We start from the raw sequence: 299 nt of genomic DNA, 5'->3' as shown, positions 1-299 counted from the left end.
CACTGATCACTCAGCTTATAGTCTCCTCCGATAATCCAGCTTAAACTGAAGTTCGTTTTAAATAAATGTGACTCGGCCACGAATGGGCTGGGTTGAACCGCTGATTCCGCGTTAGAAATAGCACTTTCCGAGACGGTTCTAATAACTTCATGACGCGTTACATCTGCTCGGTAGTAAGATAGTCCAAGTAGTGCGTAAGCATTAAAATAATCTGTAATCTCTTGCTCGGCTCCCATATATGTCGCAATCCAATGATCTAGGTTGACATCCTTTGCTCCTTTAAGCGTGTCTTCTTTGAT

1 protein-coding gene is annotated in these 299 nt (G+C 42.8%); it reads right to left on the bottom strand.

Going from position 1 to position 299, the window contains the following annotated elements:
* On the bottom strand, nt 1–299 hold a 299-nt coding region (locus A3756_RS27355; RefSeq protein WP_197481187.1), incomplete at both ends, for a hypothetical protein.

It is taken from the genome of Oleiphilus sp. HI0086 (assembly GCF_001635225.1).
Note: the sequence above shows the minus strand (reverse complement) of the source record. Positions and strands in the feature narration are given on the sequence as shown.